We start from the raw sequence: 20,945 nt of genomic DNA on the forward strand, positions 1-20,945 counted from the left end.
ATGACGGCAAAGCGTGTTGAGTGGTGCGCGCGGTTATTTCACGCGCAGCGTGACCTTGCACTTGACGCCCGCGGGCAATTCAAGTTTTGGATTGGGCAAATCCATGAAGACCACGAAGGTGCCGCTGGCTGCGTCGACAATGCGATCGACACTGCTGACCTTGGCAGCGTACGGCGTGCCAGGCTCAATTTCGGAGACGACCGAAGCGGCCATGCCGAGGTGAGTCGTGCCGAAGGCGCGTAGGGGCAGCACTGCCCTGACGCGCAGCGGATTCAATTGCGCGACTTTCAGTACAGCGTGTTTGGTGGCGCCTGGTTCGACGATTTCGCCGGGCCACATCATCTGGTCCACCACCACACCGTCGAACGGGCTGCGGATGGTGCGCAGATTGAGCTGACTCATTTCATGCAGGTAATCGAGTCGCGCGACTTCGCGGTTTTCCTTGGCTTCGGTGAGTTCGGCTTGTGCCTGCCTCAGTTCCGACTCGGCGTCGTCGCTGTCTTGCTTGGCCATCAGTTGCGCTTGCGCCAGGTCGTGGCGGCGCTCGAATTTGCGTTGCGAGAATTCGATCTTGCTTTGCGCAAGCTCGGTAGGGCCGTTCAACTGGGATTTGTAGTGGGCAAGCTCGGCCGCGGTCTGTTCGACGTGCGACTCCAGATTCGCCAACACTTCATTGCGCGTGATCTTGTCACCGCGCTTGACCATGACATGTTCAAGCAGTCCGCCGACCGGTGTGCCAAGCTCCACCGTTTGCGCGGGCTCGATCAGGCAGTCATACGAATCTGTTGCGTTCGACCACGCAGGAGCTATCGCGAACAAGCTCCCCCAAACGGCTGCGGCAATGGACCTCCGCAGCCCGCCTGGCTTCCTGTGCCGTGCACAGGCCAACCCAAAACCGGGTTCCACAACCGCCTATCTCCGTGTGTATTGCAGCCATGAGCATCGAACCACTCGACACCCCCTGTCATGACCCGCGTAAATTACCGTGCGATTGTGTGAACAGCAACAAAGAATTGCGTTGCAGTTTTATGATTGGTATTGCAGGGGTTGTTTTTGCAAGCTTGCTGCAAGTATCAGTTCACCCGGTTTGCTCAATGGCGTAGTCACTTGCTATTGGCCCATATAAAACGAAAGGCAAGCCGCAACGATTTTTAAGACGGATGGGCGAAATAAAACCCTACCTTGCAGCGTAGGGTTTCCGATCGAATGGCGCGAGCGCGTTTTTCCGCAACCAAGCAACGCAAGCTTGCCGCAAGGTACGTGTTTAGGCGGGGTTCGCCGTTTGAGGTGCCAAGCATGCGGCAAGTAGCTGGAATGCAGCCAGGATTGTTTTCGGGGTCGATTGTTTTACTCGATATAAGTCAAATAAACCGGATCAGGGGCTGATCGTTACTTTCTGGTCTTGCCCACGAATCCCAGTGCTCGCCGCCATTGCTCGTCACGCCGCATCGTATCGAGCCGCTGCTTGCGGTAATGACGCTCGGCGCGGTTTTGGATCCATGCCACGATCCGGCGCAAGTTGCGTTGTTGCTTGCCGGCCAATGCGCGTAAAAGCCAGCGCAGGGCTACGGGTGCGAAACGGCGGAACAGTTCGTCATCGATGTTGACGATGGCTTCGGTGGTGCCCGGATCGCCTTGTCGCGCGCAGCGGCCGAACAACTGGCGATCCACGCGCGCCGATTCGTGGAACTCGGTGAGGATGACATGCAGTCCACCGGCTTCGCGCACGGCGTCGGCGAGTTTGATGTCAGTGCCTCGGCCGGCCATGTTGGTGGCGACCATGATGCGGCCGGCTTGGCCGGCCTGCGCCACCGTTTCCGCTTCGGTTTGGTCCTGGCGTGCGTTGAGGACGGTATGCGCAACTTCGTTGCGTATCAGTTCGGCGCTCAATCGTTCGGAAGCCTCCACCGAACGCGTGCCGATCAGTACGGCGCGGCCCTGGGCTGCCATCGCGGCGGCGCGATGGGCGACGTCGATCCAGCGCTGTTCGTCGTGCCGACACAAGTGGTCGGCCAGGGGCTTGCGCTTGCTGGGTCGGTGGGTGGGGATGCGCGTAACCGACAGATCGTAGCTACGTTTGATTTCCTTGGCGACTTCCTGGGCGGTACCGGTCATGCCGCATAAGTGCAGGTAGCGTCCGAAGAAACGCTGATAGGTGATTTGCGCGAGCGTGCGGCGCTGGCCGGTGATCTGGCAGCCTTCCTTGGATTCGATCATCTGGTGCAGGCCGCGCTCCCAGGTACGGTCGGGCATCACTCGGCCGGTGGATTCGTCGACGATCTGCACCTTGTCTTCGGCCAGGATGTAGTGTTGGTCGCGCTGGAAGCAATTCACCGCCGATAGCGCTTTCTGCGCGAATTCGTCGCGCCATAGTGCGGAGCGCCACAAGCCTCCGTGTTCGCTGGTAAGTTCGCGGACGCGTTGCTTGCCGGCTGCCGTCAGCCAGATGTCGCGATGCGCGCCGAGTTCGAAATCCGCCCCGCGTTGGAGTGTGCGCGCCAGTTCGATCGCTTGCGTATAGATGGCCGGCTCCAGGTCATCGGGCAGCGTCTCGGAAATGATCAGCGGTGTGCTGGCTTCATCGATCAGCACGCTGTCGGCTTCATCGATGATCGCGATATGCAGGCCGCGCAGGATGGGCGCTTCGGCGTGGCGGCCGCCGGCCAGCTCGCGCAATTGCTGGTGGGTGCGCGAGGCTTCACCGAGCGCGATGCAGTCCTTCAGGTAGTCGAAGGTGAGTTCTTTGTTGGAAACATAGGCGATATTGCAGGCATAGGCGTCGCGCCGCTTGGCGATGTCCATGTCCTGCAGTACTACGCCGACGCTGAGATCAAGGAAGGCGAACAGTGGCGCGTTGTGTTCGGCATCGCGTTCGGCCAGGTAGTCGTTGACGGTGACGACGTGGACCGCGGCACCAGTGATGGCGGCGGTGACGGCGGCCAGGGTGGCGGCGAGGGTCTTGCCCTCGCCGGTGGCCATTTCCGCAAGACGGCCTTGCATCAGCGCCCGGCCGGCCAACAGCTGCACATCGTGGTGGCGCATGCCCAGCGTGCGGCGCGAAGCTTCGCGGATTTGCGCGAAGGCTAGTGCGAGCAGCGGATCGGTGAAACCGTGGCGATGCATCTGCTGCGCTATGTGGTGAAGCCGTTCGCGCAGTGTGCTGTCGCTGGATGCATGCGCCTCGGCTTCGCAGGCATTGGCCGCTTCCAGGAATGCGCCTGTGCGATCGATGCGCGGTAGCTGATCAAGCCATGCGCGCAGGTGGTCCTCCCAGACGGATCGCTTGGGATCGAGGCGTTCCAGATAGGGGCCGTCACCAACTTGAACGTCGCGGCCCGCGAGTAGGGCGCGAACGTCGGATACGCGCTGGCTAGACATTGAAATGACTCAGGAACACCTGCCGCAGACGCCGCCATCCTTGCCTGGCCAAGGACTCCGATCCGTGCTCGAAACGTACGTGCACGCGTTCGCCGAACATCGGCGTTACGCCTTCCGGCAAAGCGAGATCCACGATGAATACGCGTCGCAGGGTCTTCAGGCCATTCGGATCGTTGGGCTGCGTGGGCACCGTGCCGCCTGCATTGAGGCCCAGCGCCGCGGTAGGCAGCTCTTCGACGCCGCCAGGAAAACTGCGCACGACGTGCGAGGAGTAAACCTGGCCCAGCGAATCGCTGAGCCGCAAGCGCACGCCGGTAAGACGCTCATGCACCAGGTCGATATCGTCCTGTTGCACCACCACGCGTACGATCAAGGCCTGGCGGTCGAGTACGTAGCCCAGTAGGTCGCCTTTCTTGAAATAGCGCCCCGGCATGTCTTGCGGCGTGGCGGCCATCAGGCGGCCAAGGCTGGCTGCGCTGCCCACTAGTCGCTTGGTGCGTTGCTCGGTGCGGTCCAGCACTTCGCGGGCTTCCTGCAGTTGGCGGCCGGATACGGAGGCCTTGACCGGATCGGTGAATTGATCCGCGTCGTAGTGGGCTTGCGCTTGCGCGTATTTGGCGCGATTGACCGCCAGGTCCGCTTGCAGTTGCCGGTTGCTCAGAAGATAGACGGGCTGCCCGGCATGCACGGATTGCCCTGGCGCTACCAGCCAGTTGGCAAAGAAGCCGTTCTCGCCGGCGTGCAGCATGGATTGATCGGGCAGCCACACTACGCCAAGCGCGGGTGTATACAGTGGCACCGGCACGCAAAGCAGCAGTGCTAACAGCGAACCAATCGCCAAGGCGGTACGGCGCATCGCGCGGCTGCGGCAGTGCTGCAGTGACGCGGCGCTGTTGAGATGTTGCCAGCCTTTGCGCAACGGCATGCCGATCAGGCTGAAAGCGCTCCAGCAGGCCATCGCCACGCCGAACACAAAGAATTTTCCGGCGACCAGGAAAATCACCGAGACGGTGACGAAAGTGCGGTAAACCCAGGCCAGCGGAGTGTAGATGAACAGCCAGCATTGTTCTGCGCGAGTTTCGTCCGGTTTGACGGCATCGCTGGAGCTGAAGGCGTAGCGGTCCAGCAGATAGGCCCACCAGGCCTGGCCGCGTTGCGCCAGGTTGGGAATTTCGATCAGGTCGCTGAGGATGTAGTAGCCGTCGTAGCGCAGCAGCGGATTGCCGTTGACCAGCAAGGTGGAAACGCCGCCGATGATCATCACGTTGTAGGCAAGGGCGCGCACCACGCCCTCTTCGGCAAGCAGCCACACGTAGAGCGCCAGCGAAGCCAGGAACACTTCCACCAGGATGCCCGCGGCGGCGACCAGGGCGCGATGGTACTTGGATGGAAAGGCGGCCGAGGACGACGCCTCGACATAGGGCACCGGCGCGAAGATCAGGAACATCAGCCCTAGTTCGCGCACGCTGCCGCCCCAGCGCTTCACAGCGAAGCCGTGCCCCAATTCGTGCAACAGCTTCACCACCGGATAGACCGCAAGCATCTCCAGCAGGTTGCTGGACGACAGCACGCGGTCGGAGAGATTGTGCGTGAGTTCGGTCCAATGCTGGGCGGCGAGCAGCATCGCCGGCAGCACCGCAGCCAGCCAGAGCAGGGCGCCGATCGGACCAAAGCACCAGCGTAAATAGGGGCTGAGCGCGCTGAGTAGGCGGTCGGGATTGAGCAAGGGCAGTTTCAGGCTCATCGGATTGAGTAGCCATTGCTTGATGGTGTCCCAGCGCTTGCGGCGATAGCGATCCAGGGATTCGGCCGAATCGGGCGCGACGTCGGTTTGCAATAGGTCGGCGGCGTGCAGCTGGGTGAGCAGGTCCACCACTTCCGGTTGCGTGCAGGCGTCGCGGGATTCGGAGGCGTTGGCGCGTTCCCACAGCGTTTGTACCGTGGTACGGCCGTCCATGCCGGCGAGCAGCGCATAAGCGGCGGTGGTGAGGCGGTAGACGCGGCCGCCGGTTTGATCCTGCACAACGTACCAGGGCCGGCCGCGGAAGATCACGCGTTGCACGGCGGCGTAAGGCATCAGGCGTGGCCTGAGTGCGGCTACGCTGTGCCAGGAAGGGCTGAAAGGCGAGCGAGCCACCTCACAACCCCCAATTCCACAGGCTCAAGCGCAGCCAGTCGAACAGGCTGTGCAGCAGCACCCATCCCAGTTTGCGTCGCCCGACGCTGACCTTGCCCACTCCTTCCATGCCCGGCAAGAGCAGCGAGGACTCGCGCTGCAATTGCGCTTCCACGCGATATACATTCTTGCCGTCCTGGGCGGTGGCCACTGGCATGATCTTCGCCACGGTGAACGGCATGGGCTGGCCGGCGAGTCCATTCATCACCAGCTCGCCTTGCTGACCGGTTTGCACGGTGCTGATGTCGCGCTCGTCGATTTGCAAGATCACGCGATAGTTGTGCAAGGGCGCAATCTCGAACAGCTTCTTGCCTGCTTCCAGCGGCGTACCGATCTGCTGGCTGAGGTCTCCGCTTACCACGACGCCATCGTACGGGGCGCGGATTTTGGTGCGCGCAAGCTTGTCATCCAGCAGGTCGAGCTGAGCTTGCGCCTCATCGCGTTGCGCGCTCACCACCTGGATCGCCGTGAGGTCGTGTTGTGCCATCGCTTCGCGCAATTTGTTGTCGTATTGATCGCGATCGCTGGCCCATTTGGCGCGCTCCACTTGCAGATCGTGATCATCCAGCTGCGCCAACAGCTGGCCTTTGCTGACGATGTCGCCGGCCCGAACATAGCTGGCGGCGAGAAAGCCCTCGAACGGAGCGGCGGCGACCCGCTGGATTTCGCCTTCGGTCACCGTTTTGGCGCTGACACGATAGGGGACAGGCAGGAAAATCAGCACAGCGAGGGCTATCAGCGCGAAAGCGGTGCCGACTTTCCAAAGCAGGTGGCGTGGTCCGACCAAGCCCTGCAAAAAGCTCCCGGCCTCGTCGCGCAGGCGTTGCAGCGAGTTGCGTTCCGCATCACGCCGTTGCGCGACTACCGGCGCGAACAGCGCGACGAAGGTTTCCAGCCATTTGCGCTCCGCTTCGCTGAAGGCTTGGTCGTCGCCACGTTCCAGCGTCAGCACGGCCAGGCATTGCGCCTGCTGCGAGATCGGTAGCGAGAGTGCGACACTGGCGCCGGTTCGCTGCAATAGAGCGGTGTGCGCGCGATAGCTTTCGTGGGATTCGATCGGCTGCGCAAGGTCGCAGGCTTCGCCCATTGCCGCTACATAGGCTTGCACCAATGGCGAGGATTTTTCGAACGTCGCCGCTTCGGACAAGGCGGCCAGGCTCACTTTTGCCTCGCGCACCAGGCCGATTGCGACGCGCGTGCAAGCGAAGCGGCGGCGCAGTTCGTTGCAAAGATCGAACAGGGCCTGCTGAAAGCGCGCGTGCCGCAGGCCGGTGGCGATGACTTCCAGGATACCAAGCGAACGCGTGCTGGCTTCCACCGCGGCGTCGTACTCGCGCTTGCCCAGCAGATTGGTGAGCCAGGCGCTGCTCCAATGAAGTTCTCGCAGTAGCGCGGGCAGGGCAACGTCGGCCAGGCGTGTTTCAACCACCACGGCACCGGTGATGCGTTCGTGCACGGCGATCGGCGCGGCGATGTGTTGATGATCGGCCGGGTCTTTGCTCGGCTGCACGATGATGCGCCGCTCACCAAGCGAGCGTTGCACGGCATCGCCCATGCGTGCCATGTCGGTGTTCGCTTCGGGCCACACGGCGATCGGCACGAAGTTCCTGCCGTCGCTGGACTCCACCAGGATGGCCGCTTGCGTGATGGTGGGAAATTTCTCGCGCAGCAGCGCCAGCCAGGCATCACAGAAGGCGGCCGAGGTGCGCGCGGTGACGAAGCGTTCCCACGGACCCAAGTTTTCGGCGGGCAGGGCGCTCATCGCAACGCCTCCTGCTTTTGGGAGGTGAAACAGCCGTCCAGTTCGTCGACGTCGGTGATGCTCAGTTCGCCCAGGGTGGCCTTCAGCTTGATGAAAGCCGTCAGCTGCTGATAACGGCCTTTGAGCATGTCACGGCGCGCACCGGCCAATTGCTGCTGCGCGGTCAATACGTCCGCTTCGGTCTTCAGGCCCTTCGTCGATCCGCGCGTGGCGGCGGCAACGCCGGTTTCGGCCGCGGATATGGCGATGCGGGCGGCGCGTGCCTTGGCGGCGCCGGCACGCCAGCCGTAAAACGCATCCTTGATGCTCAGTGTCGCCTGCCGGCGTGCCGCGACCATGTCGTCGTAAGCCTTGTCGCGCATGGCCAGGGCTTCGGCCACCTTGGCCGATTGGGTACCGCCAGAATAAAGCGGTACGTTCACTTGCAGCCCAACCGTCAAGGTACGAATGTCGTAACCAGCCTGGCCGGGAAAGTTGCCCACCGCTTGCGCATTCTTGCCATAGCTTGCCACCAGGTCCAACGTAGGCTGATGGCCGTCATGCTGCTTGGCGACCTCCTCATCGGCAGCGCTGATCGCGCGTGCGGCGGCAAGCACGGCAGGGGAGTGCGTATCGACTTGCTCCAGCCATGCATCCAGATCGTCGCCGATCAGATCCGGCAGCTCCGCGTCCTGCTTCAAATACGGTTGCTGCAGGTCGTCGGCCGGCCCGACCCATTGCTCCACCGCGGCCAGCTTGGAGGAGACGTCCATTTCGGCGGAAGCCTCATCGGCGCTCGCTTCTTCATACTTCGCATGCGCTTCTTCCGCCTGCGGCTCGCCTTGCGCACCCAGCGTGGCTGCGCGTCGTGCGATTTCCCATTGCGCGCGCAAGGCTTCGCGCTGCGCGGTAGTGAAATTGACCTCGTCGCGCGCCTGCATCAGATCGAACCATGCGCTAGCGAGCTTGAAATAGAGCTGCTGCTCGGTGTCCTTGAGCTGGTATTCCGCCTGGGCGGTGCCGTCGTGCGCTTCGCGCAACGCCGCGTTATTGGCGGCATGCCACAACGGCTGAGTCAGGCTCACTTGATCGGTGTCCGCGTGATAGCGATCATGCAGCGTGTTGGGCGAGGAGCCGAGCGTTTCATAGCGGCGCCGGTTGCCGTTGGCCGTGGCGCTGGCAGTGACTTGCGGCAGCATGGCGCCGAAGGCTTGACGAGCACGTGCCTTGGAAGCGGTTAGATTGGCCTTGGCGGCGAGATAGCCGGGCTCGCTTTCGCGCGCGATCGCAAACAACTCGCCCAGCGACGTCACCGACGATGTCGCATAAGCGGGCATAGCGAGGAGGGAGGCGATGCAGAGGGCGAGCGCGCCTGCATTCCTTGCAAAAGGCTTCATTACACGTGGATCTTTCCCCTGAATCGTCGCCATTCTACATGGCTCCGGGGGGCTGCCAAGGTTCTTTTTACGGAAATTTGCGCTATGATGCCCCGCTGGCGTCCCTCGTTCAGGTGGGACGTTTCCAGGCTCAGGGGGAGTTATGAAACGCATCATAGGAGTGGCCGTACTGGCGGCCACGGTTGCCGGCTGCCACACCACCGGTCAGCGCATCACCCGTCTCGATCCCGGCAGCGACCGCGGCAAAGTGGTGAGCGTGCTCGGCCGACCTGATGCCATGCGCGTCGTCGGCGACTTCGAGGTCTATACCTATCTAGCGCGCAAGCGCACGCGCCATTCGCTTGAGCATACCGATTACACAGTCATCCTCAAAGACGGTCACGTGGTCGAATTCGGGCCAGGCCTCGCGCAGCGCGAAGGCTTGCATAACGTGGTCATCGTGCCACCGTCGGAACGCTGAGCACTCCTGAGCGAAAACGAGTGCTGTCCGAACTTGGGGCCGATAGGGTCGAGCCTGCCGATTGGGTTCGCCAGGCGAGTGCTTGCACAAAACTAGTGCTGAAATTTCTTGTAACTTTTCGGTAACACGAAAGCATCATCCGCTTGCCTGCATTCACATAAAATTCGCTGCTTCTGCCGCGACAATAGTCGGGGTAAACACGGCCGACTGGTCAGTCGTCAGCCATGAAACGAAGGGACATCGTTGCGCATTAGGCGCGCTGCCGGAGCAGATCATGTTGCACCGTAACTTTCTGAGCATTCAGAACCAGATCGGGGCCAAGCATGGATACCATTAAACATGTGGCGCTGGTGACCGGAGGCATGGGAGGAATTGGCGAGGCGATTGCCAAAGTGCTCCATGATGCCGGCCATACGGTGCTGGTAACCCATTCCCCCGGCAATGATCGTGTCGGTACCTGGTTGGAGCAGCAGGCAGACAAGGGCTACAGCTATACGGCCTATCCGGTGGACGTGGCCGATTACACGTCGTGCCTGCAGATGGGCGAGGCGGTCGCCACGGACGGCCACAACGTCGACATATTGATCAATAACGCAGGCATTACCCGCGACGCCCGTTTTCAGAAAATGAGCCGCGACGATTGGAAAGCGGTGATGCATACGGATCTGGATTCCATGTTCAACGTCACCAAGCAGTTCTGCGACGGCATGGTGGAACGACAGTGGGGACGCATCGTCAATATCAGCTCGGTCAACGGCAGCAAAGGGCAGTTCGGTCAATGCAACTACTCGGCGGCCAAGGCGGGCGTGCACGGCTTTACCGAATCCTTGGCGCTGGAAGTCGCCCGCTACGGGGTAACGGTCAACACCGTGTCGCCCGGCTATACCGCCACTCAGATGGTGTCGTCGGTACCTAGAGAAGTGCTGGAGTCGAAGATCATTCCGCAGATACCGATTGGGCGGCTGGGCCAGCCCGAGGAGATCGCCGCACTGGTCGGGTTTATCTGTAGTGACGCCGCCGGCTTCATGACCGGCAGCAACGTGGCGATGAACGGCGGACAGCATATGTATTGAAGCTGCTGGCTAAAGCTGTCCATGCGCATAGTCGTTGGAGCATAGCCATGGGGAAGTCGATTCACGATCGCACGCCCTGCGGACCGTTCGAACGGTTCGGCTTGCTTGCGCCTTACACCCCTTTTGCCGCGATGATGCTGGCAACGCCGCCGTTAGCTTGGTGGACCGATGTCGCGTTCAATGCTTGCGGCGCCTGGTCCGAAGCGATCGTGCGCGCCATGGTTTTTCCTTGTGAGCTGCCGCCTGAGCGCAGGCGTACGGATCGGGATGCCAACTTGGCAAAACCGTTGGCCGAAAGCTGGGATGAGCATTCTGGTCTAGCAATGCTTCCTCCGGATACGTAGCGCGTAGGCTGGGATGGCAATCCCAGCATCCGGATGTCCCGTCTAATGCTGGGATTGGCATCCCAGCCTACGCAAGCCGGAGACTTTGGGGCATGCAAGCGCCTCATGCCGGCCTCGATATGGCTATTGGAGTTCCGCGACAGGCCATTGCATTGCCACGCTGTTGCGCATGATTTCCTTGCGGCCATGCATGATGTGGGCGCGCCGCCTGCGGATTTGTCCGCACAGTCCGTGGTGATTTCCGATGGGGCGGGCAAGTCGATGCATGGCTGGTTTGTGCCGGGCATCGAGCGTCGAGGCGCCGTATTGCTCTTGCATGGTGTGCGAGCCAACCGCTTGAGCATGCTCGGCCGCGCCAGGTTCCTGCATGCCGCCGAGCATGTGGATTTATGCCGCTACGCGGGTGATGCCTACAAGAGGAAAGTGCTGCAATTTTTTGCCGCGCATCTGCACGGTGCATGAGCAAGGGCAGGCATGGGCAAAGCGCCTAAAAGTCGTGCGGGCGATGCGGGAATCATGCTGCGAAGCAGCAACCTTTTGTGCTTTTCACGTTTGCAATCGTTCTCCTGATGTATTTGAGCTAGAGTCGCAACGGTTGCTGAGTGACGGTCTTGTTACCGACCAACGGTGGGAGACGAACATGACGGTGGTGCCTGATGCTGTAGCGACGTCGAGGGGAACGACGTCGGGTTGGTTGGCAAGGGAGCGCACCATCGCAGGGCCTCGTTTCAATCGCTGGCTGGTGCCGCCAGCGGCCTTGGCCATCCATTTGTGCATAGGCATGGCTTACGGCTTTTCGGTGTTCTGGCTGCCGATGAGCAAGCTGTTGCCGGGCGCGGCAAGTTGCGGGAACGTCGGTTTCTTTGCGCAGCTGGTTACCGGATCGTGCAATTGGACGGTGCCTGCCGTCACACATATTTTCGAAACCTTTATCGCCATGCTCGGCATTTCCGCTGCGATCTGGGGTGGGTGGCTGGAGCATGCCGGTCCGCGCAAGGCGGGTTTCTTTGCCGCGCTGTGCTGGGGCGGCGGGCTGGTGCTTGGCGGCATCGGTGTGTCGATGCATCAGTTGTGGCTGGTGTTTCTGGGTTGCGGGGTGCTCGGCGGTGTGGGACTGGGAATAGGCTACATCGCACCAGTATCGGCCTTGATCAAGTGGTTTCCGGATCGCCGCGGCCTGGCGACCGGTTTCGCGATCATGGGCTTCGGTGGCGGTGCGATGATCGGCGCGCCGATCGCGGTGGACTTGATGCGGCGCTTCACGCAAGCAGAGGTGCCAGGTGTGGCGAGCACCTTGATGGCGATGGGTGTTCTCTACATCGTCGCGATGTCGGCCGGAGCCTTTGGCTTTCGGGTTCCACCCAGCAATTGGAAGCCGTCGGGCTGGACCGGGCCGACCGCCCTCAACAGCCTGATCACCAGCAAGCATGTGCATTTGAACCGCGCCTGGAAAACGCCGCAGTTCTGGATGATCTGGATCGTGCTGTGCATGAATGTGACAGCCGGCATCGGCGTGCTGGCCATGGCCAGCCCGATGTTCCAGGAGGTGTTTGGCGGGCGCCTACTGGGTGCCGATGCAACCGCCTCGCTTAGCGCCGGGCAAAAGGCGGCGATCGCCGCGGCGGCGGCCGGACTGGTGGGCTTGATCAGTCTGTTCAACAGCCTTGGCCGCATCTTTTGGGCATCCACTTCGGACTTCCTGGGGCGCAAGAACACCTATGCGGTGTTCTTCGTGCTTGGCATCGTGCTGTATTGCCTGCTACCTACGCTGGGCCACCTTGGATTGGCTGGCCTGTTCGTCCTAACTCTATGCGTGATCCTATCGATGTATGGCGGTGGCTTCTCCACCGTGCCGGCTTATCTGGCGGACATCTTCGGTACGCAAATGGTCGGCGCCATTCACGGGCGCCTGCTCACGGCATGGTCGGTGGCGGGCGTGGCGGGACCGTTCCTGATCGCGGCGGTGCGCGAGGCGCAGTTGAACGCCGGCGTCGCCAAGAACCTGGTGTATGACCGCACGTTGTACATCCTGGCTGGCCTGCTGCTGATCGGCCTTATCGCCAATTTACTGGTCAGGCCGGTCAAGGAAGAGCACCATATGAGTGACGAGGAACTCGCGCATGAGCGTTCACTGCAGCACGAGGCGCCTCAGGTCGTGGCCAATGCCGATCAGGCGGCGCGCGGCAGCTTCGGCATCGTGGGCGTGATCGCCTGGGCCCTGGTCGGCATCCCGTTTCTGATCGGCGTGTGGATTGCGCTGAGTAAAGCTGCTGCATTGTTTTGAGGAATAGCAAGATGAAACCCGCAAAAAGCGTCGCACCCCTGCCGCCGATCGACGATAAGATCCGCTGCGCCGTGCTCGACGTGACCGGCCGCCTGAAGGATCAGCCCGGTGCCTTGCTGCCGGTGCTGCATGGCGTGCAGGCTGCCTTGGGTTATGTGCCCGAGGAAGCCATTGCGTTGATCGCACGCGAGATGAATCTGTCGCGAGCCGATGTGCATGGTGTGGTGACGTTCTATCACTACTTTCGCATGCAGCCGGCCGGCAAGCGCACTATCTATCTGTGTCGGGCCGAATCCTGCCAATCGATGGGCGCGGCGAAACTGGAGCAGCACATCAAGCAACGCTTGGGTGTGGATTTCCACCAGACCAGCGCGGACGGCAGGTGGACGCTGGAGCCGGTCTACTGCCTCGGCAATTGCGCGTGTTCGCCGGCGATGCTGGTGGATGATGAGTTGAAGGGTCGCGTGACGCCGGAAGGCTTCGATGCGTGGCTGCTGTCGGAGATACCATGAGCATCACCGTTTACGTGCCGCGCGATGCCAGCGCCTTGTCGTTGGGAGCGGATGCCGTGGCCAAGGCCATTCAGGCCGAAGCGTCGTCGCGCCATCTCGACGTGAACATCGTGCGCAACGGTTCGCGTGGCCTGTATTGGCTGGAACCCCTGGTCGAAGTGGAAACGCCGGCAGGGCGTATGGCCTATGGCCCGGTGCAGCCCACCGACGTGCTGGGCTTGTTCGACGCCGATTTCCTGCATGGTGGCGATGATGTGCTCAAGCTGGGTCCCACCGAAGAGATTGCATGGCTGAAAAGCCAGCAACGCCTCACTTTCGCGCGCATGGGGCTCGTCGATCCGCGCAGCCTGGACGATTATCTGGCGCACGATGGCTATCGCGGACTTACCGCCGCGCTGGAGATGGAGCCGGCGGCGATCGTGCAGGCGGTGATCGATTCGGGCTTGCGCGGCCGCGGCGGTGCGGCATTCCCCACCGGCATCAAGTGGAAGACCTGCCTGGATGCCGCGGCCGAGCGGAAGTACATCGTCTGCAATGCCGACGAAGGCGATTCGGGCACTTTCTCCGACCGCATGATCATGGAAGGCGATCCCTTCGTGCTGATCGAGGGCATGACCATTGCCGGCCTGGCGGTGGGCGCAACGCACGGCTACATCTATCTGCGCATCGAATATCCGCATGCGCAACGTGCGCTGGAAGCAGCGATCGAAGCGGCCAAGGCGCGTGGCTACCTCGGCGACGATATTTGTGGCAGCGGCAAGGTTTTCCATCTGGAAGTGCGCATGGCGGCCGGCGCCTATATCTGTGGCGAGGAGACCTCGCTGCTGGAAAGCCTGGAAGGCAAGCGCGGACAGGTGCGCTTCAAGCCGCCGCTGCCAGCCATACAGGGCCTGTTCGGCAAACCCACGGTGATCAACAACGTGATTTCCCTGGCGACGGTGCCGATCATCCTGGATCGTGGCGCGGCGTTCTACCGCGACTTTGGGCTGGGCAAATCGCGCGGCACGCTACCGCTGCAATTGGCCGGCAATGTGAAGCGGCCGGGTTTGGTGGAGCGGGCGTTCGGCCTTACGCTGCGCGAGCTGATCGAGGAATACGGCGGCGGTACCGCCAGCGGGCGGCCGGTGCGAGCGGTGCAGGTAGGCGGTCCGCTGGGTGCCTACATTCCCGCATCGAAGCTCGATACACCTGTCGACTACGAAGCCTTCGCGGCCATCGGCGGCATGCTGGGGCATGGCGGGGTGGTGGTGTTCGACGATACGGTCGATATGGCGGCACAGGCACGTTTTGCGATGGAATTCTGCGCAATCGAGTCGTGTGGCAAGTGCACGCCCTGCCGTATCGGATCTACCCGCGGGGTGGAAGTGATCGATCGCATCGTCGCCGGCGATAGAGCAGAGAAGGCTCGCAACGAGGTGTTGTTGCGCGATCTATGCCGGACGATGGTGGACGGTTCGCTATGTGCGCTTGGCGGCATGGCGCCGTTTCCGGTGTTGAGCGCGCTGGATCACTTCCATGAGGATTTTGAAGGCGCAAGGCAACGGACTGCGCCATGAGGTATGTCCCTCCCTTGCAAGCGGGGGAGGGCGGATGAAGGTCTAAGGAGGTAGTTTCATCATGCTGTCCATCGTCGAAATCGATCGCGGTACGCCCGCGGTCCTGTCGGACAAGCAGGTCACGCTGGAAATCGATGGTTGCAGCATCCGCGTGCCGGAAGGCACGTCCGTGATGCGCGCCGCGTCGCAAGCCGGCATCAACATCCCCAAGCTGTGCGCCACTGACATGCTGGATGCGTTCGGCTCCTGCCGCCTGTGCCTGGTCGAGATCGAGGGGCGCAAGGGGTATCCCGCTTCGTGTACCACGCCGGTCGCGGATGGGATGAAGGTCAGCACCCAAACGTCGAGGCTGGCGGAGATCCGTCGCGGCGTGATGGAGCTGTACATCTCCGATCACCCGTTGGACTGCCTGACTTGTCCGGCGAACGGTCATTGCGAACTGCAGGACATGGCCGGCGTAGTGGGCTTGCGCGAAGTACGCTACGGTTATGACGGCGCGAACCATGTCTTTGCCAACACCAAAGAGGGGGCCAGTAATCCGCGTTTCGCGAGCAAGGATGAATCCAATCCTTACTTCACCTTCGACCCCTCCAAGTGCATCGTCTGCTCGCGCTGCGTGCGCGCCTGCGATGAAGTGCAGGGCACCTTCGCGCTAACCATCCAGGGCCGCGGTTTCGACTCCAAGGTCTCGGCCAGCCAGGACAACTCCTTCCTCGACTCCGAATGCGTTTCTTGCGGCGCCTGCGTGCAGGCCTGTCCCACTGCGACGCTATCGGAGAAGTCGCTGATCGAACTGGGCCAGGCCGAGCATAGCGTGACCACCACCTGCGCCTATTGCGGCGTGGGCTGCAGCTTCCGCGCCGAAATGCAGGGCGAGGAAATCGTGCGCATGGTGCCGAACAAGGACGGCCACGCCAATCACGGCCATTCCTGCGTGAAAGGGCGTTTCGCCTTCGGCTATGCCACGCATCCGGACCGCATTAATACACCGATGATTCGCCAGAAGATCACCGATCCTTGGCGCATCGTAAGCTGGGACGTGGCGATTGAGCATGTCGCCAGCGAGTTCAAGCGGCTACAGGCCAAATACGGGAAATTTTCCATCGGCGGCATTACCTCATCCCGCTGCACCAACGAGGAAACCTACCTGGTGCAGAAGCTGGTGCGCGCCGGCTTCGGCAACAACAACGTGGATACCTGCGCACGCGTTTGCCACTCGCCTACCGGCTACGGCTTGAAGGCCACCATGGGTGAATCGGCCGGCACGCAGGATTTCGATTCCGTCGAATGCACCGATGTCGTACTGGTGATAGGCGCCAATCCCACCGACGCCCACCCGGTATTCGGGTCGCAGATGAAGCAACGCCTGCGTGCTGGCGCCAGGCTGATCGTGATCGATCCACGCCGCATCGACCTGGTGCGCACGCCGCATATCAAAGCGGACTATCACCTAAAGCTTCGTCCGGGCACCAATGTGGCCATGCTCAACGCGCTGGCGCATGTGATCGTCACCGAGGGCCTGGTGGACGAAGGCTTCGTGGCCGCTCGTTGCGAGCAGCCGGCGTTCGAGAAGTGGCGCGCTTTCGCGGCGCAGGAAAAGCACAGCCCCGAAGCGATGGAGGCGGAAATCGGCGTGCCCGCCGGCATGGTCCGCAGCGCGGCTCGCCTGTACGCAACCGGCGGCAATGCAGCCATCTACTACGGTCTGGGAGTCACCGAGCACTCGCAAGGCTCCACCGCGGTGATGGGGATCGCCAACCTCGCCATGGCTACTGGCAACATCGGTCGCGCAGGCGTGGGCGTGAATCCGCTGCGCGGGCAGAACAACGTGCAGGGTTCGTGCGACATGGGTTCGTTTCCGCACGAGTTCCCCGGCTATCGCCATGTGGGCGATGCCGCGGTGCGCGCTTCGTTCGAGCAAGCTTGGGGCGTACATCTGCACGATGAGCCGGGCCTGCGCATTCCGAACATGTTCGAGGCGGCCATCGACGGCCAGTTCAAGGGCTTGTACATCGAGGGCGAGGACATCGCCCAGTCCGACCCGAACACCCAGCATGTCACCGCGGCGCTGGAAGCGATGGAATGCGTGGTGGTGCAGGACCTGTTCCTCAACGAAACGGCCAAGTTCGCGCATGTATTCCTGCCCGGCAGTTCGTTCCTGGAAAAAGACGGCACCTTCATCAACGCCGAGCGTCGCATCTCTCGCGTGCGCAAGGTGATGCGGCCCAAGAACGGCTATGCCGATTGGGAAGTCACCCAGCTGCTGGCCAATGCCATGGGCTACTCCATGAACTATCGGCATCCAGCCGAGATCATGGACGAGATCGCTCGCCTGACGCCGACTTTCCATGGCGTGAGTTTCGAGAAGATCGACCGCCTAGGTTCGATCCAATGGCCGTGCAACGAAGAACATCCCGAAGGAACGCCGGTGATGCACGTGGATCAATTCGTGCGCGGCAAGGGCCGTTTCATGCTCACCGAATACGTGCCCACGTCGGAGAAAGTCAATGCGGCCTATCCCCTGATCCTCACTACTGGCCGCATCCTCAGTCAGTACAACGTGGGTGCGCAGACGCGTCGCACGCCGAATGTGGCATGGCACGAAGAAGACCGGCTGGAAATCCATCCGCACGATGCAGAGGAGCGGGGTATCGGCGAGGGGGATTGGGTTGGTATCGAAAGCCGCGCGGGCCAGACCGTGCTGCGCGCTCGCATTTCCGAGCGCATGCAGCCGGGAGTGGTTTACACCACGTTCCATTTTCCTGGCTCCGGCGCCAATGTGATCACCACCGAGAACTCCGATTGGGCCACCAATTGTCCCGAATACAAGGTGACGGCTGTGCAGGTGACGCGCGTCAATCAGCCTTCTGAATGGCAGAAGCGCTACCAGGAATTTTCTCAAATGCAGCAGGCCTTGCTGGATGCAGCCGAAACACCCTGATCCGGAGCACGCCGACCGCGGCTACGCGATTCGCCAGGTGGACCGTTATCACCAGGGCAGGCATGAGCAAGTAAGCGACGCCGTTACCGAGGAAGTGCCGGTGGCGATGCTGTACAACGAAATGCCATTTGCCGTGATGATGGTAACGCCGCTGGATCTGGAGGATTTTGCCTTGGGTTTCTCGCTTAGCGAAGGCCTGGTGGCGAAGCCTGAAGAGCTGCAATCCATCCAGCTGCGTTATCGCCTGGAAGGCATCGAATTGGCGATGGAGGTGGCATCGGACGTGATCGCGCAACGCAGCGGTAGCCATGGTGAGCGGCTGTTGCCTGGGCGCAGTGGCTGTGGCCTTTGCGGCGCGCGCATGCTTGAAGATGCGGTGCGTCATCCTGCGCCCGTAGGCAATGGGCCGCGCGTTCAAGCCGCTGCGTTGGAGCGTGCGCTTGAAGCATTGCGCGCCATGCAGCCGGTGAACAGCACTACCGGCTCCGTGCATGCCGCGGCTTGGGTTGAAGTCGACGGCGGGATCGTGATGGTGCGCGAAGACGTCGGCCGCCACAACGCGCTGGATAAATTGATCGGCGCGATGGTAAAGGCAGGCATCGACCCGCAGCAGGGCTTTCTGCTGGTGACCAGCCGTGCCAGCTATGAAATGGTGACCAAGGCCGCCAGTGCCGGCATCAGCCTGATGGCCGCGATTTCCGCGCCCACCGCGCTGGCCATCCACCTGGCCGAAGGTACTGAGATGACCTTGGTCGGCTTTGCCCGGCCGGGCAGCTATGTCGTCTACACTCATCCGCAGCGATTGCTGCACGCTGCAGAGGCTGCGCCATGAACATCGAACGTCTGGTTGCAATGGTCAATGACATCAGCCGTTACTTTGCTTCCGAACCGGATTCGCAGGCGGGTGCGGCAGGCATTGCCGATCACCTGAAGCGGTTCTGGGAACCGGGGATGCGCAAGCAGATCGTGGCGCATCTGGCGGCCGGGGGGGCAGGATTGGAGCCACTGGCGAAGAATGGAGTCGAAAGGCTGGCCGAGATCGACACCAAGTTGCGCGCTTGATGCGCGCATGTTTATCGCATGCCGCGCAGTGCTCCCTCCCCTACGTGTAGTAGGGGAGGGTTGGGGTGGGGTGAAGCAGCCTCGCGGTGAACTTCAACAGTGCGGCAAGCTCGTGCAACCCCACCCCAACCCTCCCCTGCAAGCAGGGGAGGGAGCTGCATGTCGCATAGCTGAAACATAGCGTTAATCAGGTGCCACGCAGGGGAGGGAGTAGTAACCGGCATCTATGCCGATTCTCGCTTCCACCATCGAATTGCCTCAACTGGCAATTGCACTGCCATCGATTCGGGTATGGCCTGGTCGGCGGGCATCGACACCCACAAGCGTCCTTGGCCACAGCGTACGCCCAGTTGCACGCTGTGCCCGATGACCTGCCGCACTTCCATCGAAGCCGGGATGGCATCCGGCAAGGCGTCGCGTGCGTTCACCAGGCGGATCGCTGCCGGATCGATGCTCCAATCGACATCGCCACTCACTTCATCGCCAGCGTCGATCGGCAAGACGATGGCGCTGCCTTGCCACACCAACCGCCGTGCGCCTTCGATACGCCCGCGGTGCACATTCCGATGGCCCAGCAATCGAGCGGCGGCGCCATTGACCGGCGTTGCATAAACAGCGCCTGGCGCTCCAATCTGGATGATGCGTCGCTCATGCATCAAGACTAGCCGATCCGCCACGGCAGCCAGATGCGGGTCGTGACTCACCGCCAGCGTGGGTATCCCGAATTCGTGCACCTCGCCGATCAATTCCGCCACGACGTCATCGCGCGTGACCGGATCAAGCGCCGACGTTGGTTCATCCAGTAGCAGCAATTGCGGCCTGCGCGCCAACGCGCGAGCCAGCGCAACGCGCTGCTGCTGTCCGCCGGATAATGTGGCCGGATAGCGATCGGCAAATTCCGCCATATGCACGCGTTCCAGCAACTGCATGGCCTGCGTGCGTCGCTGCGGGCCGTGTAATGCGAACGCCACGTTCTGCCAGGCATTGAGGTGCGGAAACAGGGCGTAGCCTTGCGGTAGATAACCGACTGCCCGGTGTTGTGGTGGCATGCCGCCGAACGGCTCGCCTAGTGCGGGTGTCAGTCCTGCGATCGCTTGCAGCAGTAGCGATTTGCCTTCACCGCTTGCGCCGAGTAGCACGGTGAAACCCTCGACCTCGAAGGCGGCATGCAGGCTGACCGGGCGATCGATCCGGTAGTCGATGCGCATCAGATCAGGTGCCTGCGGCGAGCGGCCAGGCCGAGTATCAGCGGCAACGGCATGGCCACCAGGAAGAACACCCATAGCAGCGGATAGACCGCGCTCAGGCCGATGTTCTCAAGATTCACCCACAGCTTCACCGGAATGCCTTGCGGGTAATAGGCCACGATCAGCACCGCACCGAATTCACCCAGCGCGCGCACCCACGCAAGCGCGATCGCCGCGGCCAGCCCGAGCCGGGCCAGTGGAAGACTGACATGCACGAAGCTGCGCCAAGGCGAATGGCCCAGCGTAAGCGCGATTTGCTCAAGCTCGCGCGGCACGCCTTCGAAAGCGGCGCGGGCGGCGATCACGTAATAAGGCAGGGCACTGTAGAACTGTGCCATCACGAAGGCCGGGCCCGAATTGGTGAGCACCAGGCCCGCGCGTTCCAGCAGGCCGCCGGCCGGACCATAGGGGCCATACAAGGAAGCAAGCAGCAGGCCCAGTGCCAGTGGGGGCGTGAGCAGCGCCAGCAGTAGCAGCGCATCGATCAGCCAAGCGCCGCGGATACGGTGGCGCGCCAGCCACCAGGCGAGCGGCGTACCCAGGGCGATGATCAGGATCAGGGCCAGCGTGCTGTAGCAGAGCGATACGGCGATAGCACTGCCATCGCCATTGGCGAAGCCGAAGTTGTGCCATGAGGTAGCGACGGCGAGGCCGATAAAGGGGGCACAGACCAGCAGCAGCGTCAGTACGCTGATGACTGCTGGAAGTCGGGGCTTCAAAGCGACGAGGTTCATGTCCACTGCCATCGTAGGTTGGGATGACAATCCCAGCATC

General features: G+C 62.0%; 17 protein-coding genes. 10 read left to right on the forward strand and 7 right to left on the reverse strand.

All coding sequences use genetic code 11. From position 1 onward, the window contains the following. Positions 1-33: 33 nt before the first annotated feature. The 5 genes from QQJ96_RS14520 to QQJ96_RS14540 all read right to left on the reverse strand — a co-directional run bounded on the left by QQJ96_RS14520 (position 34) and on the right by QQJ96_RS14540 (position 8,692). Positions 34-819, reverse strand: coding sequence for an efflux RND transporter periplasmic adaptor subunit (locus QQJ96_RS14520; RefSeq protein WP_284332735.1), 786 nt, complete (start codon positions 817-819; stop codon positions 34-36). A gap of 570 nt (positions 820-1,389) precedes the next feature. Next, positions 1,390-3,378: a preprotein translocase subunit SecA gene (locus tag QQJ96_RS14525; RefSeq protein WP_284332736.1), complete on the reverse strand. Its 1,989-nt coding sequence runs from the start codon at positions 3,376-3,378 to the stop codon at positions 1,390-1,392. Further along, positions 3,371-5,455 (reverse strand): hypothetical protein, encoded by a 2,085-nt coding sequence (locus QQJ96_RS14530; protein WP_284332737.1) that lies wholly within the window; start codon positions 5,453-5,455, stop codon positions 3,371-3,373. Before QQJ96_RS14530 ends, QQJ96_RS14525 begins: the two co-directional genes overlap by 8 nt. A 61-nt stretch (positions 5,456-5,516) precedes the next feature. Beyond that, positions 5,517-7,316, reverse strand: a complete 1,800-nt coding sequence (locus tag QQJ96_RS14535) for a GAF domain-containing protein (protein ID WP_284332738.1) — start codon at positions 7,314-7,316, stop codon at positions 5,517-5,519. Continuing rightward, positions 7,313-8,692 carry a TolC family protein gene (locus QQJ96_RS14540; RefSeq protein WP_284332739.1) on the reverse strand — a complete coding sequence of 460 codons (1,380 nt, stop codon included), beginning with the start codon at positions 8,690-8,692 and terminating at the stop codon, positions 7,313-7,315. The genes QQJ96_RS14535 and QQJ96_RS14540 overlap by 4 nt, the downstream gene beginning before the upstream one ends. 142 nt (positions 8,693-8,834) lie before the next feature. Here QQJ96_RS14540 and bamE point away from each other — a divergent pair, with 142 nt between their 5' ends. The 10 genes from bamE (at position 8,835) to QQJ96_RS14590 (ending at position 18,924) form a co-directional block, all read left to right on the forward strand. Then, positions 8,835-9,152, forward strand: coding sequence for an outer membrane protein assembly factor BamE domain-containing protein (gene bamE, locus QQJ96_RS14545; RefSeq protein WP_284332740.1), 318 nt, complete (start codon positions 8,835-8,837; stop codon positions 9,150-9,152). 323 nt (positions 9,153-9,475) lie between these two features. Then, positions 9,476-10,225: an acetoacetyl-CoA reductase gene (gene phbB / locus QQJ96_RS14550; protein ID WP_284332741.1), complete on the forward strand. Its 750-nt coding sequence runs from the start codon at positions 9,476-9,478 to the stop codon at positions 10,223-10,225. Further along, entirely contained in the window at positions 10,222-10,569 is a 348-nt protein-coding gene (locus tag QQJ96_RS14555; protein ID WP_284332742.1) for a hypothetical protein, read from the forward strand. The genes phbB and QQJ96_RS14555 overlap by 4 nt, the downstream gene beginning before the upstream one ends. A gap of 105 nt (positions 10,570-10,674) precedes the next feature. Further along, complete coding sequence (locus QQJ96_RS14560) at positions 10,675-11,031, forward strand: hypothetical protein (protein WP_284332743.1); 357 nt, start codon at positions 10,675-10,677, stop codon at positions 11,029-11,031. A gap of 178 nt (positions 11,032-11,209) precedes the next feature. Continuing rightward, the gene (locus tag QQJ96_RS14565) at positions 11,210-12,853 is read left to right on the forward strand and encodes an OFA family MFS transporter (protein WP_284332744.1); all 1,644 of its coding nucleotides are present in this window, start codon (positions 11,210-11,212) and stop codon (positions 12,851-12,853) included. An 11-nt stretch (positions 12,854-12,864) separates the two neighbouring features. After that, the gene (locus tag QQJ96_RS14570) at positions 12,865-13,365 is read left to right on the forward strand and encodes a formate dehydrogenase subunit gamma (RefSeq protein ID WP_284332745.1); all 501 of its coding nucleotides are present in this window, start codon (positions 12,865-12,867) and stop codon (positions 13,363-13,365) included. Next, positions 13,362-14,921, forward strand: coding sequence for a formate dehydrogenase beta subunit (locus QQJ96_RS14575; protein WP_284332746.1), 1,560 nt, complete (start codon positions 13,362-13,364; stop codon positions 14,919-14,921). The genes QQJ96_RS14570 and QQJ96_RS14575 overlap by 4 nt, the downstream gene beginning before the upstream one ends. Positions 14,922-14,982: 61 nt before the next feature. After that, a complete protein-coding gene (gene fdhF, locus QQJ96_RS14580; protein WP_284332747.1) occupies positions 14,983-17,862 on the forward strand; it encodes a formate dehydrogenase subunit alpha in 2,880 nt (959 codons plus the stop codon). Beyond that, the gene (gene fdhD, locus QQJ96_RS14585; RefSeq protein ID WP_284332748.1) at positions 17,843-18,694 is read left to right on the forward strand and encodes a formate dehydrogenase accessory sulfurtransferase FdhD; all 852 of its coding nucleotides are present in this window, start codon (positions 17,843-17,845) and stop codon (positions 18,692-18,694) included. Before fdhF ends, fdhD begins: the two co-directional genes overlap by 20 nt. Next, positions 18,691-18,924: a formate dehydrogenase subunit delta gene (locus QQJ96_RS14590; RefSeq protein WP_284332749.1), complete on the forward strand. Its 234-nt coding sequence runs from the start codon at positions 18,691-18,693 to the stop codon at positions 18,922-18,924. Before fdhD ends, QQJ96_RS14590 begins: the two co-directional genes overlap by 4 nt. Positions 18,925-19,148: 224 nt before the next feature. Here the strand turns inward: QQJ96_RS14590 and QQJ96_RS14595 are convergent, their stop codons facing one another. Next, positions 19,149-20,132: an ABC transporter ATP-binding protein gene (locus tag QQJ96_RS14595; protein WP_284332750.1), complete on the reverse strand. Its 984-nt coding sequence runs from the start codon at positions 20,130-20,132 to the stop codon at positions 19,149-19,151. Further along, positions 20,132-20,905 carry an ABC transporter permease subunit gene (locus QQJ96_RS14600; protein ID WP_284332751.1) on the reverse strand — a complete coding sequence of 258 codons (774 nt, stop codon included), beginning with the start codon at positions 20,903-20,905 and terminating at the stop codon, positions 20,132-20,134. The genes QQJ96_RS14595 and QQJ96_RS14600 overlap by 1 nt, the downstream gene beginning before the upstream one ends. Positions 20,906-20,945 lie beyond the last annotated feature (40 nt).

The organism is Dyella flagellata (assembly GCF_030160275.1).
Taxonomy (GTDB): Bacteria; Pseudomonadota; Gammaproteobacteria; order Xanthomonadales; family Rhodanobacteraceae; genus Dyella_B; species Dyella_B flagellata.